Origin of the sequence: Allobosea sp. RAF48 (genome assembly GCF_052114025.1) — a bacterium.
Lineage (GTDB): Bacteria > Pseudomonadota > Alphaproteobacteria > Rhizobiales > Beijerinckiaceae > Allobosea.
Genome location: NZ_JBFRDZ010000009.1, coordinates 188,061 through 208,544 on the forward strand (window position 1 = coordinate 188,061; position 20,484 = coordinate 208,544).

Here is a 20,484-nt window from a genome sequence, read left to right on the forward strand (position 1 = left end):
GGGAGAGATTCTCGGGTGTGCGCTTCGCTGCGCCCGAGAACGACGCGCCCGCCGAAACCTACTCGATCCGGAAATACTTGATGGCGAGGCCGAGCTTGCCGGTCTGGCGGGCGAGATCGAGCTTGAGATTGGCGAAGAATTCGCTGGCCGGCGCAGGATTCGGGCCGGCCAACGCCGGCAAGGGCTCCTGGCTGACGAGCGCGAGCACGGTCTGGGGACGAGCCGCGCCGCCGGTCGATTCGAGCTTGAGGTTGAAGGTGACCTTGCCGCCTTCGCGCTTCATGAAGCTCTCCAGATTATAGACCAGCCCGTCGTCGCCGATCAGAACGACATCGAGGTTCTGGCCGCCGCCGGCGTCGACCGAGCCGTTGAGGACATCGCCGCTCTTCATGTTGAAGGCGCCGATCTGGAGCCGCGGGCTGCGATCGATCCCGATGCCGGGCTGGCGCAGGAAATCGACCATCGGGCATTGTGCGTTGGTGACCGGGCGCAGGTTGATCTGGGCCTCGAAACCCTGCTCGGCCTTGAAGGCGTTGTCGAAGGCGATGAAGGGGGCCGAGGCGCTGCCGAAGCCCTCCAGCGTTGCCTTGCGGTCGCCGATCTCCTGCGGCCAGAGGAAGAAGCAGGGCCCGCCATCATAGTCGCGGACATAGCGCTCGATACGTTCGGCGGGCGTGCGCGGCTCTGGCTCCTGCGCCGCGGCCGGCGGCGCTTGGGGGGCGGGCGGCGTCACGGGTGGCGTGGAAGGCGGCGGCTGCATGACCGCGGCCAGCGGCTTCTCGGCGGGCTTCGCCTCTGGTAGCGGCGACTTGGCGGCGGGTTCGGCGACGGGCGGGCGCGAAGGCTGCGCAGATGGCACCGGTTCGAGGTTGGTGGCGATCTGCGGTTTTCCGGAGTTCTGCTGTGGCGGTGCCGAAGGTGACGACGTCGGAGGCGGTGCAGCGGCCGGCGATGCGGGGGCCTGGGCCGCGGTGCTCGGGGCGGTTGTGGATTGGGGCGGCGAGGCAGCGGGAGCTTCGGTCAAAGGCGGCGGGCCATTGCTGGCGGCGTTGCCGCCCGCGCTCGCCGACGGCTGCTCGGACAGGGAAGGCGGGGCGGCCTTTTGCAGCCGCGCCATGTGGGCTGCCTGGTCGGGCTGCAGGGTCCTCCAGGCGTAGAGGCCTCCGCCCGCCAGCACTGCCAGCACCGCGACACCGGCAACGAGTGCCACAGGGGAGCGTTTCTCCCCGGTCGTGCCGGAGGAGGTTGCAGCTTTCCGGCCCGCTGCGGATGATTGCCAGGCCGCGACCTCCGCCATGTCGGCCGGGCGGTTCTTCGGATCGGGCGCGAGCATGCGGGCGAGCAAGGGGCGCAGCCGTGCATCGACGGCCGAGAGATCGGGCAGGCGGCGGCGCTTGTCGAGAATCTGGACCTGCGAACCGCCCATGTCGATGGCGCGGCCCGTCACCGCCTGCGCCAGAACCAGCGCGAAGGAATACATGTCCGAGCGGCCGGTGACCTCGCCGCCGTAGAGGCCGAGCTGCTCGGGCGAGACATAATTGTACTTGCCGGCAAAGCCGGAGCCGATCACCGTGCCTTCGCCGAGGATGCTCGAACGAGCTATTCCGAAATCGATGATCTTGGCGCGGGAGGGATCGCCGCCGGGCAGGATGATGTTGTCCGGTGAGATGTCGCGGTGGATGATGCCGAGCCGATGGGCCGCGTGCAGCCCCGGCGCGACGCGCTGGCGCAGGATGTCGGCTTCCTGGATCGACAGCGGTCGCTCCTTGATGCGCTCGGAGAGTGGCTGGCCGTCGACGAACTCCATCGCCAGATAGGGCGTCTCCGTCACGGGATCGATGGCGAAGACGTAATAGCGGACGATGGCCTCGTTGTAGAGGTTGTGCAGCGCCGCCGCCTCGCGTCGGAACAGGGCGATCACGGCTTCGTCGCGTGCCATGTCGGGGCGGATCATCTTGATCGCCACCGCGTCGCCAGTCTGGATGGCGCGGCCGCGATAGATCTCGCCCATGCCGCCGACCGCGATCAGGCTCTCGATCTCGTAGATGCCGTTGAGCCGCGTGCCGAGGCGGGCATTGGCGCGGGGCGCGAAGACGGTGCGCTCGGAGTCGTCGCTCATGGCGTGGTGCTCCCTGGCGGGCTGGCGCCCTGCGCGCGCCGGTTCGGCATCCAGCGCGTCTTCTCCGTCGCGCCCTGCCGGTAGCGGACGATGACGATCGTGACGTTGTCGCGCGCGCCGCGGTCGAGCGTCAGCGCGAGCAGGGCGTCGCAGGCGGCCTGCGCTCCGCCGGCCTCGACGGCCTGCAGGATTTCGCCATCGGCGACATGCTCCGTCAATCCGTCCGAGCAGAGGATGAAGGCGTCGCCATCGGCGATCTCGCCGTTTTCCAGATCGAGTTCCGGCCGCTCATGGACGCCGATCGCATGCGTGATGATGTGCCGGCGCGGCGAGCGCTTGGCCTCGTCGGGCGTCAGCAGGCCACGATCGACCATGTCCTGCACCTCGGTATGATCCCGCGAGACCTGCGCGATGTGCCCGCCTCGGACGAGGTAGATGCGGCTGTCGCCCGACCAGAGGCAGGCGAAATGGCGTTGATGGATCAGCAAGGCGACGAGGGTCGCGCCCATGGTGGCGCCGCGCCGGCGGATCTCCGCGCGCAGCGTCTCGTTGGCGTTGAGCACGCTGTCTTCCAGCATGGCCAGCAGATCGGGCGCCGAACTCGCCGTTCCCACCGCTTCCAGCGCCGCGACCACGGTCGCGCTGGCGAGCGCCCCGTTCTCGTGCCCGCCCATGCCGTCCGCCACCGCCCAGAGGCCGATTTCCGGGCGCAGGATGAAATTGTCCTCGTTCGCCTTGCGCACCTTGCCGGTGTGGCTGATGCAGCCGGTCTCGAAGTCGGAGGCCTCGCGCGGGGTGTCGTTCATGGCAGCGCCCTCATGAGCTGACGCGCTTGGATTCGAGATGGGTATCGAAACGGCCGGTCAGCAGACCGGAGAAGAGATAGGGATCCGGCAGGGCCTGGCCGGTGAGCGCCAGCGGCTCGAAATTCGGCCCGCCCACGGTCCAGAGGTAGCAGGCATGCGCGTAGGCACGGGCATGGTCCTCAACGCGTAGCGCCGCAAGCCGCTCCGGAAAACTGGAAGCGATCGCTGCGCTGACGATGGTGCCGTCCGAAAGGCGCACCATGTCCTGCGGCGGGGCGGCGAGGAGATGGTCGGTGGCGACGGGCAGGGCGGCGAGGCGCTGGGCGACGGTTTCGTAGCGCGCATCGGGTTCCAGCGCCTGCAGCAGGAAGTCCTCGATCGCCGCGAACCATTGATCCTGCGGATCGAGTTCCGGCGGCGGAATAGCGCTGCCGGGCCCGGCAACGGCGAAGACGGTGAGCGGGAAATAGCGGCCGACGCCGTCGACCGACGGCATGAAGGCGCCCGCGACCGTCTGCCCGCCATGGGCGGCGCCCAGCCAGAAACGCCAGATCGGCGCATTGAGATATGCCTCCTGCCAACGGCCCCCGAGTTCGAGCCTGCTCGCGGTCAAGCCGCCCTGCAGCCATTTCTCGTAGACTGCCAGGAAGCCGGAGGGAGCGTTGAGCGCGATGAAGTCACGCTTGGCCGGAAGCTTGCCGAAGAGGCCGCAGGGCATGCGCTCAGATCCCGGAAGGGCAGCGGATCTCCCGCAGCGCCGGCAGGATCAGCGGGTTCTTGAGAGAGCCGACGCCGAAGGAATATCCGACCTGCCGGCCGCCGGCGCTCAGCGTGAAGCCGACATTGTCGCCTTGCTTCAGCACCGAGCCGGCATCGAGCAGGCGGAAGAAGGACCAGGTGCCGTCCTTCTCGAAGAGCTTGGCTTCGCCCTGCGCGCCGCCTTGCGAACCCGAGGAGAAGAAGCCGCCGCCGAACATGCCGCCGGAAGCGTTGCTGCCGCCGCCGAGCGTCAGCGTCACCGCCGTCTTGCCGACGCCGCCACCTGGCCACATCACCGGGGCCGGTGTGTTGACGCCCTGCTGGCTCGTCACCGTGAAGCCGTTGATCTCGAGCTTGGCGTTGGAGGCGTCGGCCGAGAGCGCCGTCGGCGTCACCACCATCTGGAACGAGGGCAGGTTGCCGCCGGTCGGGAAGAAGGCCTCCTTGATCTCGCTGGCCCGCTGGAACTCGCGCAGGGTGCTCGGCGAGAGGGCGCGGGCGACGCGGCTGTCGACGCGCCAGTTCCATTGCGGCCTGGAGGTGTCGACGAAGGGCTCCAGACGCTCCTTGTAGAACTTGTCCATGATCTGGCCGGGCGCGAAGAGCCGGGCGAAATCGGCGAGCGGCACGTCGCGGGCGCTGGCCTTGGTGAAGGGGAAGCGGTTGGTGACGATCTCGTTGCAGACGCCGGTGACCTGCTCGGCCAGCGCCTGCCGGAGCAGGGCGACGGTGGCGCCGGTCGCATCGCCCTCGAAGTCGTTGACTGCCTGGACGATCATGCCGTCGAAGGGGGCGGGATAGCGCGAGGAGTTGGCGCGCAACGTCGCGATCAGCGGCACGAGCGCCGCGTTTGCCGCCGCCGACTGGGCCGGGTTGGTCGCGGCGATGGCGAGGTTCTGGCTGATCTCCGAGAAGGTCTGGAGGAGCTGGTCGACCGGCCGGCGGCCGAGATCGCCGTCGACGAGGACGTGGTAGGGCTTGAACTGCACTTCGATATCGGCGCCGAGCGAGACGTCGTTGCTGCCGGCGAGCACGCGGTCGACGCCTGCCGAGGCCATCGGCAGATTGGTGCCGAGCCGGCCCAGCGCCTGGCTGGCGCGCTCGTCCAGCGTCTGCGCCACGTTCTTCGCGGCCGCCTGGGCCACGGCCTTCTTCGCGTTCGGGCGTTCTTTCGTGATCTGCGTCTCGTCGCGCAGCGATTCCAGCACCTGCTTGAACGGCGAGGTCGCGGCTGAGATGGCACTGAGCGCGACATAGCGCGGCTTGTCTGCGTTGAGCGGCCGGAGCTTCAGTCGCCGCAGTGTCTTCTGCCAGGTAGCGACATAGTCGCGGCTGTAAAGCTTCATCAAATCCTGGAACAGCGTGGCGTACTGGGCGGTGATCGCCTGCTGGTCGACATTCTCGCCCAGGATCCAGCGCTCCCTTTCGATGCGGTCGCCGATATCGCCGAGCCTGCCGATGAAAGCGGTCTGGAAGCCGTCATAGGTGTAGAAATAGGGCACGCGGATCTGGTCGAGGTCCTCGCCGCTGATCCCTTCGAAGACCAGCCGCACATCAGAGCCGCCGCGCTGCGAGGCGACCCAGTCCTTCGCGCTCTCGCTGCGGGCCTGCGTCCTCAGGAGTTCATAGGCGCGTTCGGCGATGCTGAGGCGGCGCAGCGTCCGCTGGCTCTGCTCGATCAGCGACTGGTTGAGCTTGACCATCGGCTCGGTGTCGCCCTCGTCGAGGTCGAGCATGGCGGTGAGATGCTCTTCAAGCGCCTCGCGGCCCTTGGCGTTGGCCGGGCCGGGGAAGAGGTTCTCTGCCCAGTCTAGCCGCATCCAGGAGGTCACGAGGTCGCGGTCCAGCTTCGCCTGGCCGCCGATCATCATGTAGACTTTGAGCGCCTCGTAGACGAAGCCGGGATTGTTGGCCTGCTGCTCGAGCTGCTCTTCCAGCCGGAAGATGATGCGCGGGCGCAGCATCCGCTCCAGCGCCTGTTGATAGGTGATCTCCGTCGCGTTCTGCAGGCGCTCGCGCTGGTTGAGGCCGAAGGTTGCGAGCGTGGGCGTCGGCTCGTCCTGGGTGGCGTAGCCCGCCGGCATGTTCCTGAGCTTGTGCAGCAGCGGCAGGATGCGACTGAAATTGCGGTCGGAGACGGTGGTCTCCTGCAGGACGGGGGCTGCGGCGCTGCGATAGTCGGCGAGGCCGTAATTGGTCGCGGTGATCAGGTCGCTGTTGCGCGAGAAGCTCGTCCACCACAGTCCGAGCGCCGCGAGCGACAGGAGCGCGACCGTGGCGAAGCCGGCGATGCGCAGCATGGTCGTGCGACGGGCGGCGCCGAGATCGGTCGAGACCCAGCCAGATTCGCCGATCACGACCTTCTGCACCAGCTCGGTCAGGAAATAGCTCTTGCCTTTGCCGGAGAAGGAGGCTGCGCCGGCGTGGTCCGAGCCGAAATTGCGCGAGAGCGCGCCGATCAACTGGTCAATCGGCGTTCCCTCTTGCGTGCCAGAGGTGAAGTAGAAGCCGCGTAGGGTCGCATTGGCGTGGTAGCGCGTCGGCTCGAAGACGCGGGTCAGGAAATCGACGATCGAGCGCTTCAGCGTCGCCATCTGGCTGGGGAAGCCGAAGATCTGGGCGCGGGAGGTCGGATTGTGCTCGTCCTGGAGCCGGTCGGGCAGGCGCTCGTTCAGCCGCTCGATCAGCGCATCGTATTCCGGCGGCACGTCGCCGATCATGTTGCGGGTCTTGTCGGCGGTCTGGAAGGTATGGCCCCAGACCATGCGCCGCTGCGGCTCGGTCAATTGGCCGAAGAACTCGTTGAAGCCGGCGATCAGGTCCGCCTTGGTGAAGATGGCATAGACCGGGAAATCGACCTTCAGTCGCTCGTGCAATTCGAGCAGGCGCGAGCGGATCGCGTCGGCATGGGCGGCGATCTCCTCAGGCGAGGAGGTCAGCAGATCTTCGACGCTGATCGCGACCAGCACGCCGTTGATCGGCTGGCGCGGGCGGTTGGTCTTGAGCAGGTCGAGGAAGGCAAACCAGCTCGCTTTCTCGGCCTTGGTGTCGGTGTCCTGCGTGGTGTAGCGCCCGGCAGTGTCGATCAGCACCGCATCCTCGGCGAACCACCAGTCGCAATAGCGCGTGCCGCCGGAGCCGGCGATGGCGGCCGGCGTCGCGCCGCGCGCCAGCGGGAACTTCAGCCCGGAATTGACCAGAGCGGTGGTCTTGCCGGCGCCGGGCGGGCCGATGATGACATACCAGGGCAGGTCGTAGAGATAGTCGCCGCCGCCCTTGCCGCGCGCGCTCTTCAGGGTCGCGAGCGCGTCCTTCATGGCGCTGGAGAGGGCCGCGCCGTCGCCGGTCGACTCCTCCTTTTCCAGCGCTTCGGTCAGCGCTGCGGTGGCCTTGCGGCGGTGGACGACGATGAAGCCGATCCAGACGAGCGCGCCAAGGAGCAGCAGCACGGCGATGGGCAGGCGGACCCAGAGCGACTCGAAGGGACGGACTTCGCCGAAGGCGAGGAAGGGACCGCCAAACCAGACCAGCGCCGCGAGCGCGAGCGCACCGATCAGGATCGCGAGGATGCGCAGCCCGGTGGCGAGGTTCATCGGTTCGCCTCCCTAGCCCTGCCGCTGGATCAGGATTTCGACACGCCGGTTCTGGGCGCGGCCGGCGGGGGTATTGTTCGGCGCGATCGGCGTGTCGGCACCCTTGCCCTCGAAGCCGATGCGATCGGGCTTGCTGAGCTTGGTCTTCAGGAGGTCGCCGACTGCCTTGGCGCGGGCCTGCGACAGCTCGACATTCGACGGGAAGCGGGCGGTGCGGATCGGCACGTTGTCGGTGTGGCCGACGACCTTCACCGCGCCGCCCTCCTGCTCCAGCACCGCGGCGATGCGCTCGATCAGAGGCTGGAACTCCACGCGCACTGTGGCTTGCCCCGGCTCGAACAGGGTGATGCCGGTCAGGCGGACGATGACGACGTTCGGCGTTACCAGGCAGACGATTGGCGGCTGCACCGCAGCGCAGACCTTGGGCGGTTGCGGCGGAGGTGGGGGAGATGGCGGCGGGGCCGAGAAGACCTTGCGCATGATGCCGATCTCGCCCTTGGGATGGACCGAGAGCAGAGCGGTTGAGGCCGCCTCGGCATTACCCGAGAGCAACGCGCGGAAGACGAAATAGACGCCGAGCAGCGCGACGGCCGCAATCGCCGCCACCGACCAGACCGGCACCTTGAAGCCCGCGACCGTTGCCGCGATCGCCTGTCCGCGCCAGCGCGGCGAAAGCTCGGGGTCGGGCTGCTTCACGCGGCGCAGCGTCTCGAAGAGGTTGCGCTGAATCATCTGCAGGTTGTTGGCGCCTCCTGAGAAGGTGCGGTGGATGCCCTGGAAGCCGAGCGCCAGGCAGGCATGCATCAGCTCCAGCAGGTCGTAATTGACTGATGGGTCGGCCTTGGCCTTGTCCAGCTCCTCGAAGAAGCGGACGCCGCCGGTGCGCTCGCCGAAGAAGCGCGAGAGCATGCTGTACTGGGTCCAGACATGGCGGTCGTCGCCGGGGATGTTCTGGACGATGTCGTCGGCGGTGGCGGCCAGCACATATTTCGCGGTCTGTGCGGTCTCGGCCGAGACGCCGGCGGCACGTACTTCGTGCTCGAACGCTTCGATGGACTCACCGACCTGGCCGAGAAGCTGGGCGAAGGGAGCGTTGGAGAGGTTCGCGCGCATCCGCCCGAGCAACAGCAGGAGCGGGCCTGCGGCACGCAGCAGCGGATTGGCGTTGGGCGTCAGCAGTTGCTCGCGGCGCGGCAGCGCCTGGCCGCCGCCCGAAGGCGGCGGGGCCTGTTGCCGCTGCGGAATCGGCGCCGGGTTCGACATCCACTCGTCGCCGCCGCCGGGCACGCCGGGCGAGGGCACCTGCGGCGGCTGATAGGATTGGGGCGCCTGTGGCGCGCTCGGCGAGGGCGTGGCGGGAGCGGGTGGCAGGGACGCGCGGCGCCCGCCGGGGTTCGGCCGGATGATGGTCCGCTCGGAACGGCCGAACGGGTCGGACGGCGAACCCGGATCGCTCATCGCCTGCCCTCCAGAACGGCCCAGAGCTCGAGTTCGAGATCGGGCCAGTCACCGGAAAAATGCATGCCGATCGAGCTCGCCGTGCTGAACTCCGGCCAGAGCGGCGAGGTGCGGTCGAGGTAGAAGTATACATGATCCGTCAGCGCGCGGATCTGCGGCGGCGGCGTCGGCAGATGGACGAGATTGATGCCCGGCAGATGGGCATGGACGATCTCGTTCATCTTGGTGTTGGGGCCGACCTTGAAGAGCTGCGGGAACTGCGCCTGGATCTCGGTCAATGGCCGGCGCGCCGCCACTTCCAGCACCAGCGTCGCATTGCGCACGAGGCTGCGGTCGCGGATCGTCGACATGAAGGCGTTCTGCGCCCGCTCGACGATCTCCAGCCGGATGGCGCGGCGGCCGAGATTGGCCGAGAGGAAGTCCTGGATGTCGCGCACCACCGGGGCGAAGCAGTTCTCCAGGTCGTCGTGGTCATAGGCCGGGTAGTCGCGGGCGCGGCGCTCGGCCGTGGTGAAGGTCGCAAGCTCGCCGGCGAGCGCTACGAAGACCGTGAACAGCCGCTCGGGATGGATGAAGCGCGAGCGGCGCATGTGCTTCAGCACGGGGATGCTGCGATTGAGGAGCTGGAGCACGAAATAGTCGGCGCTCTGCAGGCCGCCGCCCGCCGTGGGATCGGCGGCGTAGCGGGCGAGCTCCTCCAGCTTGTTGTCGATCCAGCCGATGACGCGGTCGAGCCAGCCCTCGATCACCGGATAGGCCGAGAAGACCAGCACCGGCGGGGCGAATTTCTCGTCGAAGAGTACGGCGCGGTCGCGCACTTCGAGGATGCGGCCGAGCGCCAGGCCGACATAGCCGGCCTTCGAGGTCTTGCGCAGCTCCAGTGTCAGGCGCGGATGGGCGACGTCGATCTCTTCCTCGGTGCGCAGCGAAGCAGTGGAGTCGATCAGTATCTCATTGGCGGGGACATAGCGGCTGGCCGAGCCGTTCAGCGTGTCCTCGACCTCGCGCGTATTGGCAGCGGCAAGGGGCAGCGAGAGCCAGACGAGCTGGCCGGCGGCGTTCTCGGGCACCTCGATCGCGGCGGGCAGCGGGCTGTTGTCCGGCATGGCGAAGGGCGTGCCGTCCGGCATCACGCCAACCGCGCGTCGCAGCCCGATCCGGCTCTGCTGGGCGAGGTCGCGGTCGATCTCCAGCACGGAGAAACCCCATGGATAGGGCGTGACGTTCCTGACGCGGCTTTCCAGCAAATTCTCGAGGTAGCGATCGCTCTGCTGGAAGTGATGCGGCCTGAGGAAAAGCCCTTCCGACCAGACGACCTTGCTGTACCACGACATTCCGGTCTCGCTCACTCGAAGGCAGGCATGGTGAGCTTATCCGGGAGATAACCGAGCGTCACCAAGGGAATACTAAGCCTCCGGGGCGCGCGCCGCCGTCATTGACTTGAAGGATGCCGGGCGGAGAAATTCGGCGCAGTCCTGTCGATGGCGAATCCGTTCCGGCCAAGGAGCGGTCATCAAGGGAGCGATCATGCCGAAAGGGCCTGCAGCTCGCACCACCGACCCGGTGATCCACCCCCTGCCGCCGATCTTGCAGCCGGGGCCGGGCAGCCCCAACGTGCTGATCGGGAGCCTGCCGGCCTGGCGCGGCGTGCCTGCAGCGGCGGCGGCCGCGATCCAGTCGGCCAAGGCTGCATCGGATGCGACGCTTCAGGCGGCCGCGGCTGCAACGCTCGCTGCCGCGGGAACGCCTGGCGCTCCCGCGGCGAAGGCTGCGGAGGAGGCGGCCAAGACGGCGGCGCTTTCAGCGATGAGCTCGACCATTACCGGCGCCGCGGGCGGAGCGGACATCCACAATTGCCTGACGCCGATGCCCCCGCAGCCGCACGGCCCTGGCGTGGTCATCGACGGCTCGCAGACCGTGCTGATCAACAACCTGCCCGCCTGCCGGATGGGCGATACGATCATCGAGGCGCTGGGGCCGCCGAACAAGATCGCAATGGGCCTGCCTACAGTGGTGATCGGCGGTTGAGCCCGAACTGATTCAAGAAAACGGCGTAAGCCGTTGATTGCGAATCGTTTCCTATTCCGGTGACGCGATGGGCAAGAACAGGCGGACGGTTCCGGACCGGGGCGAGGCGAAGAGCGAGCGCTTCCGCCACAAGATCGTGCAGCGGTTCTCCTCCGATCAGCGCCGGGCGCTGAACCACGGCATGGCCCGCAACGGCCGGGTGGCGGAGGCGCTCTGCTTCATGGCGCTGATCCGCGATCCGGCGCGGCGCAAGAGGCCGATGCTGCCGGTCCCGCATGTGAGCTGCACGGCGGCGACACGTCAGTTCTTCCGGGCCGATGACGGCGAACAGGCGGCGCATCTCCTGCCCGGGCAGCTCTCGATCGACGGCGCCTTTCCCTGGCTGTTCCTGTCTGGGCCGGCGGCGCGGCAGCTCGAGAACCTCTTCGCCTATGTCGAGCCGCTCGGCGCCGACTACAACAAGGCGGATTCTGCCGCCGAGGCGAACGGCCTCACCGATGCCTTCGCCGCCGCCTGCCGGCAGATCCTGGCCGTGAGGGGCGATCCGGTTGGTGACGTTACGGCCGCCTATAATCAGATCTGGCAGCCCGGTGCGCTCGCGGCCTTCGCCGCGGCCGAGGCACGCAAGCGCAGCAAGCCGACGCCCCCGCCGATTGTCTATGGCGAACCGGGCGGCCTCGAATACGGCATGATCCTGAACCTCGAGGAGCGCGTCGCGGCCTTTGAGGATGAGTCGATCTGGGCGACCTATGAGCAGCTCAGCATTCTCGGTTACTACCAGGCGGCGATGGACGAGCTGCCGCGGCAGCTCCAGCCGCGCGCGATCCGCGAGATATTGGCGCTGCCAGCGGCTTGACCTGCCGGGGCGGGCGGGCGAAGCCGGCGGCCCAACCATTCCGCCGACAGGACGCAAGCCTATGACCATCGAACGCATCGGACTGGCCGCCCGCTACTGCGACGCCGCCATCTTCAACGGCATCGTCTTCCTTGCCGGCCATGTCGCCGAGAAGACCGAAGGCGCTTCGCTGACCGAGCAGACGGAGGAGGTTCTGGCGCTGCTGGAGGACACATTGGCACAAGCCGGCAGCAGCAAGGAGCGCATCCTCAGCGTCCAGATCTTCCTGACCGACATCGCCAAGATCGGCGAGATGAACGCAGTTTGGGACAAGTGGGTGGCGCCCGGCCATGCGCCGGCCCGCGCGACCGTCGAGGCGAAGCTGGCTTCGCCCGGCTATGGCATCGAGATCACCGCCGTGGCGGCGAAGGGGTAGCTTCTTGTGCGCTCTCCGGCGGCGTCGTGGTCGGGCTTGTCCCGACCATCCACGTCTTCCTTGCCGCGTGACGTGTCCAAGACGTGGATGCTCACCACAAGGGCGAGCATGACGGTGTCAGCCGCCGTCATTTCCCGCCGCGATCATAGCACTCGGCGAAATAGATCATGAAGGCGTCGACGAGGCCGTTCTCGTAAGGCGCGGTCTTGGCTTCCCAGCGCGCGACATAGGCCTCCCACATCTTCGCCTTGCGCGAGCCGATCAGGCCTCCGAGACCGCCATCCTGCGCCGTGGCTTCCGCGATCGCCTGCGGATCGAGGTCCTCGACCAGCATCTTCAGCGCATGCTGCATGGCCGAATAGGTCTTGATCTGGTGGGCCTTGAGGTCGCGGAAGCTCTCGTTGAAGGCGCGCTTCGCATCGAGATAGCCGCTGCGCGGCTGGCCGAAAATCAGCTGCAGCGCGTCATCGACGGTCGGCGAGAACTTCAGCGGATTGTTGTCCTGCGCTTGGATCATGGTCTGGTTGGTGCTGCGGGCGATGCGCTTGGTCTCGGCCCGGGCGGCGAGCAGGCCCTTCAGTTCCTCCGCGATCAGGCGCATCAGCCCGCCGAGCTGCTCGGCGAAGGCGCCGGGATCCTGCGCCGATAGGGATTGCGGCGAGACGCCGGCGCCCTTGGCGAAGCGCTGCATGAACTCGCCCATCGAGATCGGCGGCGGTGCTGCGGCGCGCACGGGCGCTTCCGACGGGAAGGTCGGCACGGGCGTGAAGGCCGGCTCCGGCGGCGCGTTTGAGACTTCGGCGGGTACGGCGTCGGGCACGGGCTCATCCCACGGGTTTGCCGACGCAGGGCTCACGGGCGGGCGCCGGGGCGTCGGGATCGGCGCCACAGGCTCGGCCGGCGGGACGGGTGGCGGCTGCAGGGGCGCCCAGGCGAAGTCGTCACTCTGCGAGGCCGGTGAGGGGCGGGGTGGGGCGGATACGGGTGGGAGTGGCCCGGCATCCGGCGTTGGGATGTCAGCGGCCCAGTCGATGAAGCTGGCGTGGACCGGCTTCGCGTGGCTGGGCGGCATCAGGTCGCGGCGGGCAATGGGCGGGGCAGCTTCCTCGTTCGCCTCCCAGAGCGCTTCGGGGCGGGCCGAATAGGGCGGCGAGGAGAACGACGCCGGGGGAGCCTGCCTCCCCTCATCATCGATCGTCACAGCGATGACGTAGTGGCCGATCTCCAGCCGGTCGCCGTTCTGGAGCCGATAGGGCGACTGGACACGATGCTCGCCGCCGTTGACATAGGTGCCGTTGGTCGAGATGTCGCGCAGCCACCAGGCGCCGTCGCGGAAGCGGATCTCGCAGTGGCGGCCGGAGACGGCACGCGAGGGATCGGGCAGCGCCCAGTCGAGATGCTGATCGCGGCCGATGTCGAGGCCACGCCCGCCGCTGGCGGTCACGCTCAGCGGCCCGCCATCCGGCAGGGAGGTCTCGTTCTCGATCGTCAGTGTCAGCGCCATGGTCTCGAACCGTCGCTAGCGCTTGCCGGCATCGTCTTCCGCCAAACGAATGCACGCCTCGATGCAGCGATGCAAGGCGACCTCGCGCTCGCGTGAGGGCAGGCGATTGATCGCGTTGAGCACGGCGATGCGTACCATCTTGGCGGTGAGGTCGGGCGGGCAGGGCACGCCGTGGCTCTCGACCATGCTGCCACCGGAATAGCCGGCGGCCCAGGCAACCCAGGTGCCGGGCCGGGCGCGATCGCCGGCCTGTGCGAGCTTCAGCGCCTCGAAGCGTGTGCGGTCGCCGGGTTCGCGCACCCAGGCCTCGGCCGCGGCGAGGCCGGGGTCCTGCGCGCCGGGCGGCTGCATGGCGCGCACCGCCTGCAGCCCCCACCAGACCGCTTCGCGCCGCGGCAGCAGGAAGGCGCAGAAGCCGATCGCCTCCGTCGGCGCCGGACCCTTGGCGAGCCGCGCCAGGAACGAGAGCGGCGGCTCGGCTGTCGGCGGCATGGTGACGGCCTCATGCGCCGAGGGAAAGGTCTCGAACACCTCGCTGGCGGTGCTGAAACGCAGGCGTGACATGTCCGGCCGCTCTCTCAGTTGATCGTCACCATGGGAGCCTTGATCACGACGGTGCCGTCGCTGCCGACCTCCGTCATGCCGACGCTCTTGATCTTGATGCTGGGCGAGGTGATTTCGATGCTGCCCGGCGTCATCTTGATCCGGCTCTCGCCGACCTTGAGATTGATCTCCGTCAGTGCCTCGATATCGAGCTTGCCGTTCTCGACGTCGAGCTTGTCGTCGCCCTTCTTCAGCGTGGTCCTGCGGGAATAGCCGCCGCTCTGGAAGTTGTCGCCGATCTCACGCGTCTCGATGTTGTTGACCACGACCTTGTGGTCCTTCTCCGCGTGCATCTCGAAGACTTCCTGGCCCTTGCGGTCCTCGAACTTGATCTCGTTGTAGCAATCCGGGAAGCCGACGCCGTCGGTCGATTCCGATTTGAGACCCGACTGGGTCTTGTTCGCCGGCAGATCGTAGGGCGGCTTGTGCTGGTCGTTGACGACGGCGCCGACGATGATCGGCAGGTCGGGGTTACCCTCGATATATTCGACGATCACCTCCTGACCGATGCGGGGGATGACCTGGCCGCCCCAGTTCTTGCCGGCCCACATCTGCGCGACGCGCGTGCGGCAGGAGGTCGAGCCGTCCTCGCGGTCCCAATGGAAGCGCAGCCAGACCCGGCCGTACTCGTCGACGTCGATATCGCCTTCCTCGCCCCGGTTGCGCTCGCCGACGACCTTGGCCGTATGCGGCCCGTAGATCGCTGGGCGCGGCGTGACGAGCGGGGCGCGGAAGCGCCGGTCGCTTTTCTGCAGCTCGTAGGAACCGTGATAGAGCGCCTCGTCCTGCCGCCCTGAGGACCGGTAGCTCTGGATGCCGTAGGCATGGCTGGCCCTGACGACGAGGTATTCGGCGTTCTCGGAGCCGGTCGGATGGTCGGAGAGCTTCATCAGCGCGCCGGGATAGAGGCTGGCGGCATCGCCGCCGGCATGGCGCCGGTCGTCCTTGGCCTGCTCGGCCTGCGCCATGACGCGGGCGAAATGCTCGCCGCGGTCGCGCTTGGTGTAGGCTGCGGGGTAGTCGTAGGCCTCGTAGGACTTGGCCTTCGGGAAGCCTTCCTCGGCACGGGCGGTGAGGTCGGATTCCGATTTCTCGAAGTCGTAATCCTTGAGCTCGAACTTGCCGGTCCGCAGGCGGCGCATCGTCGACCAATGCGTGAGGTGCTCGACCTGCGAGCGGGGGAAGCGGTTGCCCTGCGGGACGAAAGCGTAGGCCGACGACGCTCCCTGGAAACTCGGCTCGGCTGCCGCCGCGACTTCGTCATGGCCGGAGCGGGAGTCGCAGAGCACCAGCTTGTGGTCGCCGTCGCTGTGCTTGAAATAGTAGTAGACGCCGTACTGCTCCATCAGCCGCAGCACGAAATCGAGATCGGTCTCGCGATACTGCACGCAGTAGTCGATCGGCTGGAGTGTCTCGCTGGTCCGATCCTCGAAGCTGGCCGAGCCTTCCTTGCCGAAGATCTCCTTGATGATGTCGAGCGCGGTCTTGTTCTTGAAGATCCGGCAGTCTGCCCGCTGCGAGAGCAGCCAGAGCCAGGGCCTCAGAGTGAAGCGGTAGATCTGGAGGTCATCCTGCTGGCCGAGCCACTGCGCATCGACCAGCGTGCCGTTCAGGACCCGCTCGCTCTTGTTCTTGAGCGTGAATTTGATCGAGCATTTTTCGCTCATGATACTTTGCAGGTCGGCATTCTCGGTTTTGCTTGCTGCTTCGATGTTGTAGGTAAATAACTCGCTCAAAGCTTCGCTGGCTTCGAACTTGATAAGTGCAAATTTATCTTGACCAGATGGTGTCGTGAATGAAGCGGTTCTTTGAGCTTGCCCTAGATTGGCGGACATCAACGAAATCCTTCGCCGATTGAACTTAAATTCGCCTTGACGCAACTAACAACGGGAGTCATCGTCGGCTCCTCAAGTCTTCGTTCGCCGAATGGCGCCATTTATCGGGAGGGTTCCCATGCGCAAGCAGTCCGGCTTCATGGCCTTTGTCGCACTGACCGGCGCTGCGGTTCTCACGGCAGCCGCACCGGCGGCGGCGCAGACCTACAAGGCCGAGGATATCGTCAAGCATTTCGGGCCGACGGCGGCGCCCAAGCCCGGCCTCACACGCGGTCTTTGCGTCGGCACGGAAGCCGAATGCGCCAAGGCCGGCCATGCCGTCGAGGTCGCCAGGCCGCCGAGCGCCTTCGATCTCGTGGTGAAGTTCAGATACAATTCCGACGTGCTGGAGCCGGAGGCGAGGGTCAATCTCGACGAGTTCGCGAAGGCTCTGAAGACGCCGCAGCTCGCCGCGCAGACCTTCATGGTCGAGGGGCACACCGATGCCGCCGGCACCCCCGGCTACAATCTCAACCTGTCGCAGCGCCGGGCGCAGGCGGTGGTCCGCTATCTCGGCCAGCAGGGCGTCAGTCCGACCAAGCTCGTCGCCAAGGGCTACGGTCAGGAACGGCCGCTCGTCGCCGATCCGCTCTCCGGCGACAACCGCCGGGTGGAAACCCGCCTGCGCACCGAATGAGACGCTGGATCTGAATAACGGGGCGATGCGGGCTCCGCCCTCACTGCCCAGCCTGTGAGCGGGGAGAGCGATGGCGGGCCTGAATTTTGCCGAACTGACGAAGCTCGTTTCGGCCGAGGAGCCCTGCGGGCCGGACCTCGAGGACGACAACGACTTCATGAACGTCATGGCACGGCTCGAAGTCGCGCTGCCGCCCTCGTATTTCCGCCGCGACGACGAGGGCCGCCAGGTCGCCTTCGATCGCACCAGCATCGAGTTTCCGGTCGCCTTTTCCGATCTCGGCAAGCTGCTGCAACGCTCGCGCGATCTGCGCCTGCTCGTGCTCGCGGCCAAGCTGACGATCCTCAACCGGGACGTCGCGGGTTTCGCGGCCAGCCTTTCAGCCATTGCCGATCTCCTCGGCAGCTATTGGGCGGAGGTCCATCCGCGGGCGATGGACGGCGACTTCGTCATGCGCGAGGTCGCGTTGCAAGGGCTCGACGAGCTGCCGACCGTGGTGCTGCCGCTGCAGCATGCGCCGCTCTTCGTCAGCCGCCGCCTCGGCCCCTTCATCTTCCGCAGCCAGCTCGTCGCCAGCGGCGAGACGAAGCTGGTCGAAGGGGAGCAGCATCCCGACACGGGTGCGATCAATGCCACGCTGGCGGAGATCGACCCGGACCAACTGACCGCCACCCTCGGCCATATCGGCGCGGCGCGGGATGCGCTCGCCCGCATCGGCATGGTCTGGCTCGAGAAGGTCGGTGTCGATCATCCCCTCGGCTTTCCGCGCCTGGCGGCGCTTCTCGACCAGATCGCTGCCTTCCTCGACGCAGCGATCGCGCGGCGCGTTCCGGGCCATCAACCGGCCGGGGTGGCGCCAGCGGCGAACGACGCGCCAGTGCCGGCAGCGAGCCCTGCGAGCTTCGGTCCCGGCGGCCTTTCGAACATCCTTCAAGTGAAGGATACGCTTGCCGCATGCCTCGGCTACTTTCGCAAAACTGAGCCTTCCAGCCCGGCCGTCCTGCTGATCGGACAAGCGCAGCAGCTGATCGGAAAGTCACTGATCGAGGTCATCCAGATCATGTTTCCCGAGCATGTCGACAAGGCGGTGATCGAGATCGGCGAGCTGCGTCGATTCCGGCTGCCGCTCGAGCGGTTGCCGGCGCCGGATGGCTACGAGGCAACGGACGACGCAGAGCAGGGCTATGCCGAAGAGGCTGATGATAGCGGCTATGCGGACGAGGATAGCCCCACTGACGCGCGGGTCGCGGAAGATGGTGGCGGCGCCACCGAGGTGCAGCCGATAGAGGCTGCGCGTCCGCCGGCCGAGGCGGTGCCGGCGATCGCGATCGGCAGCCGTGCCGACGCGGTCAGCGCGATGAGAGCGGTTGCTGCCTTCTATCGCCAGGTCGAGCCGTCGCACCCGACGCCGCTGCTGATGGACAAGGCCTGCGGGCTGGCACAGCAGGATTTCATGTCGCTTCTCGGCAATATCCTGCCCGATGTCGCACAGATTCCGGAGAGCGACAGCTAGGTCAGTTTTTCGCCTTTTCTTTGAACCTTCCGTCGCGATGGTACGACTATATCGATAATGGGTGAAACTGGGTAAGATGTCACGTTACGTCGACGTGGCACGGATGCAGAGGGCACGTCATGGCCGGAGATTCAGGACAGAAGTTCATCCGCCGCAACAGGCCGCCTCGGGTCCACATCACGTATGAGGACCCGTACAACGCCGAGCAGAAGATCGAGTTGCCCTTTGTCATGGGCGTTCTCGCCGACCTTTCCGGCAATGCTTCGGCGATCGAGAAGCCGGAGATTTCGCAGCGCAAGTTCCTCGACTTCGACATGGACAATTTCGATCAGCGCATGGCCGCGATCGAGCCCGCCGTGTCGTTCAACGTGCCCAACAAGCTGGGCGAGGACAGCAGCGAGAAGCTCTCGGTCGCGCTGAAGTTCAAGAAGTTCGAGGACTTCAACCCGGCGGCGATCGCCCGCCAGGTCCCGGCGACGGCCAAGCTCCTGGAAGCGCGCGAGCAGCTCGCCAACCTGCTGCGTTACATGGACGGCAAGATGGCAGCGAGCGACCAGATCAAGGCGCTGCTCGCCGATCCGCAGCTGATGACGGCGCTGAAGGACAGGCTCGGCAAGAGCGAACCTTCCGAAGGCAAGACGGCGAACTGAGAACAGGTGCACGGACCTGCCGTGTGAGCATGCGCGAAAACGTGGGAACCGGTTTTCGCAGAAGCAATGCTCTCGCGTGGATCAAGGGTCCGCCAGGCGGTTAAGCGAGCGAGGCGGCAATGGCAGCGGAAGCACAAACCCAGCAGCCCGGTGGCGCGGCTGTAGAGACCCGCGAGATCGATGATTTCTCGGCGATCCTGAAGCAGAGTTTCAAACCCAAGACCGAGCGGGCGGCGACCGAGGTCGAGAACGCGGTGGCGACTCTGGTCAACCAGGCTCTGGCGGACCAGACCCTGATCAAGGGCGATGTCATCGACACGATCGAGGAGATGATCGCGCGGCTCGATACCAAGCTGACCGAGCAGATGAACGAGGTGCTGCACGCACCCGAATACCAGAAGATCGAGAGCGCCTGGCGCGGCCTCAACTACCTCGTCTTCAACTCCGAGACCGATGCTCAGTTGAAGATCAAGGTGATGAACGTCTCGAAGAACGAGCTCGCCCGCAATCTCAAGACCTATCCCGGCGCGCGCTGGGACCAGAGCCCCCTCTTCAAGCAGGTCTATGAGCAGGAGTTCGGTCAGCTCGGCGGCCAGCCCTTCGGCTGTCTGGTCGGCGATTATCACTTCAGCCATGTCCCGACCGACGTGCAGCTCCTGCGCGATCTGTCGAAGGTTGCGGCAGCGGCCCATGCGCCCTTCTTCGCTGGCGCCGATCCGACCCTGATGGGCATGGACAGCTGGACGGAGCTGTCGAACCCGCGCGATCTCGGCAAGGTCTTCGATACGCCGGACTATGCCGCCTGGAAGGGGCTGCGCGACGCGGCCGACTCCCGCTATGTCGGCCTGTGCCTCCCGCGGGTGCTCTCCCGCGTGCCCTATGGCGCCAAGTCCGAGCCGGTCGAGGAGTTCGCCTTCGAGGAGGACACCGACGGCCATCGCGGCGAGAAATACGCCTGGATGAACGCGGCCTATGCGATGGCAGTGAACGTCAATCGCGCCTTCAAGGAATATGGCTGGTGCACCCGCATCCGCGGCGTCCAGTCGGGCGGCGAGGTGCTGAACCTGCCGACGCATACCTTCCCGACGGATGATGGCGGCATCGATCTGAAATGCCCGACCGAGATCGCGATCAGCGACCGGCGCGAGGCGGAGCTGGCCAAGTCCGGCCTGATCCCGCTGATCCATCGCAAGAACACCGACAAGGCCGCCTTCATCGGCGCCCAGTCGCTCTACAAGCCCAAGGCCTTCTCGGGGCCGGACGGTGTGGCGGCGACCGCCTCCGACAACCTGTCGTCGCGGCTGCCCTACATGTTCGCCGTCTCGCGCTTCGCGCACTACTTGAAGTGCATGGTCCGCGACAAGGTCGGCTCCTACAAGGAAAAGGAGCCTCTGCGCCGCTGGCTGCAGGAGTGGATCACCGAATATGTCGACGGCGATCCGGTCAATTCCAGCGAAGAGACGAAGGCGCGGCGCCCGCTCTCCGATGCGCGCATCGATGTCTTCGAGGACGAGGAGAACCCTGGCTACTACTCGGCCAAGTTCTATCTGCGGCCGCACTTCCAGCTCGAAGGCATGGATATCGGCCTGAGCCTGGTCTCGCGACTGCCAGCTCCCAAGCAGTGACCGCCACCTGATCGTCAGGTGACGGCGGCAACGAGAATCTTCGG

16 protein-coding genes are annotated in these 20,484 nt (G+C 66.8%); 7 read left to right on the plus strand and 9 right to left on the minus strand.

Going from position 1 to position 20,484, the window contains the following annotated elements:
* Positions 1-58: 58 nt before the first annotated feature.
* Genes AB4Z10_RS18135 through tssK form a run of 6 tightly spaced genes read right to left on the minus strand, consistent with a single transcriptional unit; the run spans position 59 to position 10,069 of the window.
* Positions 59-2,119 carry a serine/threonine-protein kinase gene (locus tag AB4Z10_RS18135; protein ID WP_441471775.1) on the minus strand — a complete coding sequence of 687 codons (2,061 nt, stop codon included), beginning with the start codon at positions 2,117-2,119 and terminating at the stop codon, positions 59-61.
* Positions 2,116-2,925 (minus strand): PP2C family protein-serine/threonine phosphatase, encoded by an 810-nt coding sequence (locus tag AB4Z10_RS18140; protein ID WP_441471776.1) that lies wholly within the window; start codon positions 2,923-2,925, stop codon positions 2,116-2,118. Before AB4Z10_RS18140 ends, AB4Z10_RS18135 begins: the two co-directional genes overlap by 4 nt.
* Positions 2,926-2,935: 10 nt before the next feature.
* Positions 2,936-3,643 carry a type VI secretion system-associated protein TagF gene (gene tagF / locus AB4Z10_RS18145; RefSeq protein WP_441471777.1) on the minus strand — a complete coding sequence of 236 codons (708 nt, stop codon included), beginning with the start codon at positions 3,641-3,643 and terminating at the stop codon, positions 2,936-2,938.
* Positions 3,644-3,647: 4 nt separating this feature from the next.
* Positions 3,648-7,277 carry a type VI secretion system membrane subunit TssM gene (gene tssM / locus AB4Z10_RS18150; RefSeq protein ID WP_441471778.1) on the minus strand — a complete coding sequence of 1,210 codons (3,630 nt, stop codon included), beginning with the start codon at positions 7,275-7,277 and terminating at the stop codon, positions 3,648-3,650.
* A gap of 12 nt (positions 7,278-7,289) precedes the next feature.
* Positions 7,290-8,735, minus strand: coding sequence for a type VI secretion system protein TssL, long form (gene tssL, locus AB4Z10_RS18155; protein WP_441471779.1), 1,446 nt, complete (start codon positions 8,733-8,735; stop codon positions 7,290-7,292).
* Positions 8,732-10,069 carry a type VI secretion system baseplate subunit TssK gene (gene tssK / locus AB4Z10_RS18160; protein WP_441471780.1) on the minus strand — a complete coding sequence of 446 codons (1,338 nt, stop codon included), beginning with the start codon at positions 10,067-10,069 and terminating at the stop codon, positions 8,732-8,734. Before tssK ends, tssL begins: the two co-directional genes overlap by 4 nt.
* A 193-nt stretch (positions 10,070-10,262) precedes the next feature.
* Between tssK and AB4Z10_RS18165 the strand changes: the two genes are divergently transcribed.
* The 3 genes from AB4Z10_RS18165 to AB4Z10_RS18175 all read left to right on the plus strand — a co-directional run bounded on the left by AB4Z10_RS18165 (position 10,263) and on the right by AB4Z10_RS18175 (position 12,034).
* Entirely contained in the window at positions 10,263-10,763 is a 501-nt protein-coding gene (locus tag AB4Z10_RS18165; RefSeq protein ID WP_441471781.1) for a PAAR domain-containing protein, read from the plus strand.
* A gap of 67 nt (positions 10,764-10,830) precedes the next feature.
* Positions 10,831-11,619 carry a hypothetical protein gene (locus tag AB4Z10_RS18170; protein ID WP_441471782.1) on the plus strand — a complete coding sequence of 263 codons (789 nt, stop codon included), beginning with the start codon at positions 10,831-10,833 and terminating at the stop codon, positions 11,617-11,619.
* A gap of 61 nt (positions 11,620-11,680) precedes the next feature.
* Complete coding sequence (locus AB4Z10_RS18175) at positions 11,681-12,034, plus strand: RidA family protein (RefSeq protein WP_441471783.1); 354 nt, start codon at positions 11,681-11,683, stop codon at positions 12,032-12,034.
* 127 nt (positions 12,035-12,161) lie between these two features.
* On the opposite strand, the gene tagH is transcribed toward AB4Z10_RS18175, so the two are convergent.
* Genes tagH through AB4Z10_RS18190 form a run of 3 tightly spaced genes read right to left on the minus strand, consistent with a single transcriptional unit; the run spans position 12,162 to position 15,976 of the window.
* Entirely contained in the window at positions 12,162-13,538 is a 1,377-nt protein-coding gene (gene tagH, locus AB4Z10_RS18180) for a type VI secretion system-associated FHA domain protein TagH (protein ID WP_441471784.1), read from the minus strand.
* A 15-nt stretch (positions 13,539-13,553) separates the two neighbouring features.
* Positions 13,554-14,102, minus strand: a complete 549-nt coding sequence (locus AB4Z10_RS18185) for a DUF6931 family protein (protein ID WP_441471785.1) — start codon at positions 14,100-14,102, stop codon at positions 13,554-13,556.
* Between the two features lie 14 nt (positions 14,103-14,116).
* Entirely contained in the window at positions 14,117-15,976 is a 1,860-nt protein-coding gene (locus AB4Z10_RS18190; RefSeq protein ID WP_441471786.1) for a type VI secretion system Vgr family protein, read from the minus strand.
* Between the two features lie 118 nt (positions 15,977-16,094).
* Here AB4Z10_RS18190 and AB4Z10_RS18195 point away from each other — a divergent pair, with 118 nt between their 5' ends.
* The 4 genes from AB4Z10_RS18195 to tssC all read left to right on the plus strand — a co-directional run bounded on the left by AB4Z10_RS18195 (position 16,095) and on the right by tssC (position 20,440).
* Positions 16,095-16,652 carry an OmpA family protein gene (locus AB4Z10_RS18195; protein ID WP_441471787.1) on the plus strand — a complete coding sequence of 186 codons (558 nt, stop codon included), beginning with the start codon at positions 16,095-16,097 and terminating at the stop codon, positions 16,650-16,652.
* A gap of 70 nt (positions 16,653-16,722) precedes the next feature.
* On the plus strand, positions 16,723-18,165 hold the full coding sequence (locus AB4Z10_RS18200) for a type VI secretion system protein TssA (protein WP_441471788.1): 1,443 nt from the start codon (positions 16,723-16,725) through the stop codon (positions 18,163-18,165).
* A 119-nt stretch (positions 18,166-18,284) separates the two neighbouring features.
* Positions 18,285-18,815: a type VI secretion system contractile sheath small subunit gene (gene tssB / locus AB4Z10_RS18205; protein WP_441471789.1), complete on the plus strand. Its 531-nt coding sequence runs from the start codon at positions 18,285-18,287 to the stop codon at positions 18,813-18,815.
* Positions 18,816-18,934: 119 nt separating this feature from the next.
* The gene (tssC, locus tag AB4Z10_RS18210) at positions 18,935-20,440 is read left to right on the plus strand and encodes a type VI secretion system contractile sheath large subunit (protein WP_441471790.1); all 1,506 of its coding nucleotides are present in this window, start codon (positions 18,935-18,937) and stop codon (positions 20,438-20,440) included.
* Positions 20,441-20,484: the final 44 nt, after the last annotated feature.